The organism is Nostocoides sp. (assembly GCF_035343835.1).
Lineage (GTDB): Bacteria > Actinomycetota > Actinomycetes > Actinomycetales > Dermatophilaceae > Nostocoides_A > Nostocoides_A vanveenii.
Map to the genome: position 1 here is coordinate 1 of NZ_DAOQZV010000273.1, position 3,924 is coordinate 3,924.

Here is a 3,924-nt window from a genome sequence, read left to right on the forward strand (position 1 = left end):
CGGTCCCGGTCGGTCGCGGCGACTTCCCAGTCGGACTTGGCGTGACGGATCACGACGAGGGTGTGCGGCACCGGCGTATTCCTCCAGGCGTTCCGGCGGCCCGTCGGCCGCGCTGACCTATGGCGTGGAAGCCAGCGTAGGCGGTCGGCCTCCGCGGTCGGCCTCCGCAGGCGTCAGGCGGGACGGAAGCGGGCGCCCATGGCGTGCGCCTCGATCATGGCCGGGCCGTACCACGTCAGCAACCGCCCGGACACCAGGCGTGTCGAGACTCGCGCGAACGCCTCGGGTCCGTCGTCGGCAGTGAAGACATAGGGCTCATCCGGGAGCAGCACCACATCCACCCTCGATGTGTCGATCTCGCCAAGCTCGACATGCGGATAGCGCTCCCGGCCGGCGAAGACATTGGCCAGGCCCAAGCGCGCGAGCAGATCGCTGGTGTAGGTGGCGCCGCCCACGACCATCCACGGATCGCGCCAGATCGGGACAGCGACGCGCGTATGCGGTGAGGGCACCGGCCCGGACCACAGCTCGCGAGCCTGCCGCAGCCATACCGGCTCATCCTCGGTGAGAACGGCGACGAGGCGGGCCATCGACGCGAGTGCCGTCGGCACATCGACGATGTCGGTCACCCAGACCGGTATGCCGGCTGCACGCAAGCGGTCCACATCAAGCTCCCGGTTCTCCTCCTTGTTGGCGACCACCAGATCGGGACGAAGTGTGGCGATCGCGGCGCGATCTGGGTTCTTGGTGCCGCGCACCCGGACCACATCCAGGCCGGCCGGGTGCGTGCACCAGTCGGTGGCACCGACGAGCACCTCGGGCGCCGTGGCCGCGATGGCCTCGGTGAGCGAAGGCACCAAGGAGATGACGCGGGTCGGTCGCGCGGGGAGGTCGACGGCATACCCCAAGTCGTCGTGAGTCGGTGCCGCACCCATCTCGCCATCGTGCCATCCAGGCGCGCCCGATCTTGTCCGCGGGCCCGCGCGGCCAGCTTTGGCGCTCCCCTCTGGCGTGTCCTGCCCCCAGCAGGGACCATGGTGCTATCGGCCGGGCAGCGGGAGGCGTGATGGATCAGGCATTTGCCAGCTATCTCGAACGGGTGCGGGCCCACAGGGGTGAGCTGGGTGAGGCCATGCAGGCCCTCGACGCAGCACTGGAGTTGCCTGCGGACGAGGGACCGCATTGGCGGCGGCGCGTGCGCGCAGCTTTGACCGAACTCGCCCACGACATCCGCACGCACGTCGAGCTGACCGAGGCCGAGGGCGGGCTGTATGACGATCTGCGCGCCTCGGCGCCGCGCCTGACCAATGGCGTCGATGCCCAGCTCGACGAGCACGCCCACCTGCTCCTCGAGGTCGACCGCCTGCTGGATGAGCGCGACGACGGGCTGGCCGGTCAGGACGTGGCCGGGCACCGTGCCGCCGTGCGCGGACTGTTGGCCCGGCTGGTCAGGCACCGCGAGCGCGGCGCGAAACTCGTGCACGAGGCCTACGAAGTCGATCTGGGGGGATCCGGCTGAGGTCGCCACACGGCATACGGCCTGGGGAATAGCAATCCGACTAAGGTGGTTGCTCGTTCAAGGAACGGCCGCATCAGCGGCGACGCCCTCCCCTAGGAGCACTACCCCATGAAAATCGGCATCATCCTTGGCTCGATCCGCGACGGCCGCACCGGCGAATCGGTGGGCGACTGGGTCAGGCAGCAGGTCGAGGGCCGCACGGATGCGGTGTTCGAGGTGCTGGACCTGAAGACCTTCGACGTGCCGCTGCTCACCTCCGCCACCGTCCCCGGAGCGGCGAACAAGCAGTACGAGAGCCCCGAGGTCACCGCCTGGAGCCGGGCCGTCGACGCCTGCGACGGCTTCATCTTCGTCACGCCGGAGTACAACCACAGCGTGCCGGGTGCCTTCAAGAACGCCTTCGACTCGCTCGGCAGCGAGTGGGCCGGCAAGACGGTGGCCTTCGTCTCCTATGGCGCGGAGTCGGGTGTGCGGGCGGTGGAGCACTGGCGTCAGATCGTCTCGAACTTCTCGATGGTCGATGTGCGCCAGCAGGTTTCGTGCAGCCTGTTCACCGAATTCGGGCCGAACGGCTTCACCCCGAACGACCGGCGGGCCGCGGAGTTCGAGACCCTGCTGGGCCAGCTGCTGCCTCTGACCGCCAAGCTGCGCGGCTGAGGGCGAGTTGAGCGGGCCGATCAGGTCCGAACGGCGCTCGGCTGCATGAGCAGCCGAGCGCTGGGCCGTCCCAGCGGCAGAGTTCGGCGGGCGAGCGCCGGGCCGCGTCAGCGGCCGAGCTCGGCGGGCGAGCGCAGGATGCAGAACTCGTTGCCCTCGGGGTCCGCCAGCACGACCCAGCCGGTGCCGGGGCCGTCGATACCGCGCAGGTCGCTGACCTGACGGGCGCCGAGGGCGAGCAGACGCGTCAACTCCTCATCACGGGTGCCTGAGTCCGGTCGCGGCCGCAGATCGAAGTGCAGGCGGTTCTTCAGCGTCTTGCGCTCCGGGACCTCGATGAACAGGATCGTATGACCGGTTTCCGGATCCTCGATCGAACACTCCGGATCGCCGGGGCTGTTGGGGTCGTCGGGATCGTCGACATAGCCGAGGACCTGCTTCCAGAACTCCGCCTGCTCGTAGGCGTTGCCGGCGTCGACCGAGGTGTGCGAGACAAAGGACGTCATACGCCCTAGGCAATCACACCGCCGCGGCGGGCCGCCGCGAATACGCCCATCCAGGGCCGCGCACCAGATAGCCGAAACGGTCGCTCCACGTGCGGGAACCGGCGATGTCGCGGGCGATATCGCGCCATTCATGGGCCGCGATGCGGGCCGGGTTGTTGGTGTCGATATTGCGCGTGAGGCCGTAGACCACGGGCTCCCCCTCCGGCTCGAAGGTGCCGAAGATCCGGTCCCAGACGATCAAGATGCTGCCGTGATTTCGGTCGAGATAGCGGCGGTTGGAGCCATGGTGGACCCGATGGTGTGACGGGGTGTTGAGCACACGCTCCAGCCACCCGATCGAGCGCACCACCTCGGTGTGAATCCAGAACTGGTAGATCAGATTGAGCGCTCGCGCGTTCTCGATCGCCGATGGCCGTATGCCGATCAGCGCCAGTAGCCCGTAGGGCACGGTCCACGTCACCCCCTCAGCGACGGGCTGTCGGAGCGCGGTCGAGAGGTTGTAGTGCTCGCTGCTGTGGTGGACGACGTGGACCGCCCAGAGCCAGCGGCTCTCGTGCGAGAGCCGGTGGTTCCAGTAGTAGATGAAGTCCCAGCCGGCGATGGCGAGCACAGTGCCCAGCGCGCCCGAGCCGAGGTCGCGCGCGTGGGTTTCGAAAAGGTGCTTGGCCGACGTCTGGGCCGCCCAGGTCGTGGCGACGGTGAGCGCCGTCGCACCTACTGCTGCTACCGCGGCGGCGCCGGTGAGGCGTTGCGGGACAATGCTGTTCGGGCTGATCGCGGCCAGCATGGCGGGCGTGGCGGGATCGGCCGCGGGCCATCTGCCGGCGGTCGCGCCGCTAGCGGCCGCGGATCCTTGGGCGGCGGGCGTATCCGGAGGGGTCGCGGACACCGAGCCGGCGGGAGTGCCAGGGTCGGGCCGGACGCCGGCAGCGGGGAGTTCGCCCGCGGCATACCGGACTCGGACGATGTCGGCGATCGTGGTGACGAGCGCACCGGCCGCCGCCGTGCCCAGCAAAGCCTTGCTCCAGCGGCCGACGCCGGGCGTGACCGGGTCGAGCACGCGCTTGGCCACAGTGGGGGCGAGGAGACTGCCGACGCCCATCGACAGGCTGGCGAGTGTGTCGGCAAGGGTGTAGTCACTTGCGCGAGTGGTGCCGGGCGCTGGGGGGTTGCGCCGCAGCCACGCGTACTCGGCCCCCATCGCCCCGACATACGCCGGGATCGCGAGCACGGTTAGGTCAA

At 69.3% G+C, this 3,924-nt stretch carries 5 protein-coding genes; 2 read left to right on the forward strand and 3 right to left on the reverse strand.

The genetic code is table 11. The features are described 5' to 3' along the window. Positions 1–173 precede the first annotated feature (173 nt). Positions 174–935 carry a helical backbone metal receptor gene (locus PKH97_RS14590; protein ID WP_324388295.1) on the reverse strand — a complete coding sequence of 254 codons (762 nt, stop codon included), beginning with the start codon at positions 933–935 and terminating at the stop codon, positions 174–176. A 131-nt stretch (positions 936–1,066) separates the two neighbouring features. Between PKH97_RS14590 and PKH97_RS14595 the strand changes: the two genes are divergently transcribed. Both PKH97_RS14595 and PKH97_RS14600 read left to right on the forward strand, forming a co-directional pair. Beyond that, complete coding sequence (locus PKH97_RS14595; protein ID WP_324388296.1) at positions 1,067–1,519, forward strand: hypothetical protein; 453 nt, start codon at positions 1,067–1,069, stop codon at positions 1,517–1,519. A gap of 108 nt (positions 1,520–1,627) precedes the next feature. Further along, entirely contained in the window at positions 1,628–2,176 is a 549-nt protein-coding gene (locus PKH97_RS14600; RefSeq protein ID WP_324388298.1) for an NAD(P)H-dependent oxidoreductase, read from the forward strand. 107 nt (positions 2,177–2,283) lie between these two features. Here the strand turns inward: PKH97_RS14600 and PKH97_RS14605 are convergent, their stop codons facing one another. Next, positions 2,284–2,682, reverse strand: a complete 399-nt coding sequence (locus PKH97_RS14605) for a VOC family protein (RefSeq protein ID WP_324388299.1) — start codon at positions 2,680–2,682, stop codon at positions 2,284–2,286. A gap of 13 nt (positions 2,683–2,695) precedes the next feature. Continuing rightward, the coding region (locus PKH97_RS14610) for a sterol desaturase family protein (RefSeq protein ID WP_324388300.1) at positions 2,696–3,924 on the reverse strand (1,229 nt) is incomplete at its 5' end.

Coding starts and splice junctions, on each gene's coding strand:
- PKH97_RS14590 (WP_324388295.1), bottom strand. CDS start 935: ATGGGTGCGGCACCGACTCACGACGACTTGGGGTATGCCGTCGACCTC.
- PKH97_RS14595 (WP_324388296.1), top strand. CDS start 1,067: ATGGATCAGGCATTTGCCAGCTATCTCGAACGGGTGCGGGCCCACAGG.
- PKH97_RS14600 (WP_324388298.1), top strand. CDS start 1,628: ATGAAAATCGGCATCATCCTTGGCTCGATCCGCGACGGCCGCACCGGC.
- PKH97_RS14605 (WP_324388299.1), bottom strand. CDS start 2,682: ATGACGTCCTTTGTCTCGCACACCTCGGTCGACGCCGGCAACGCCTAC.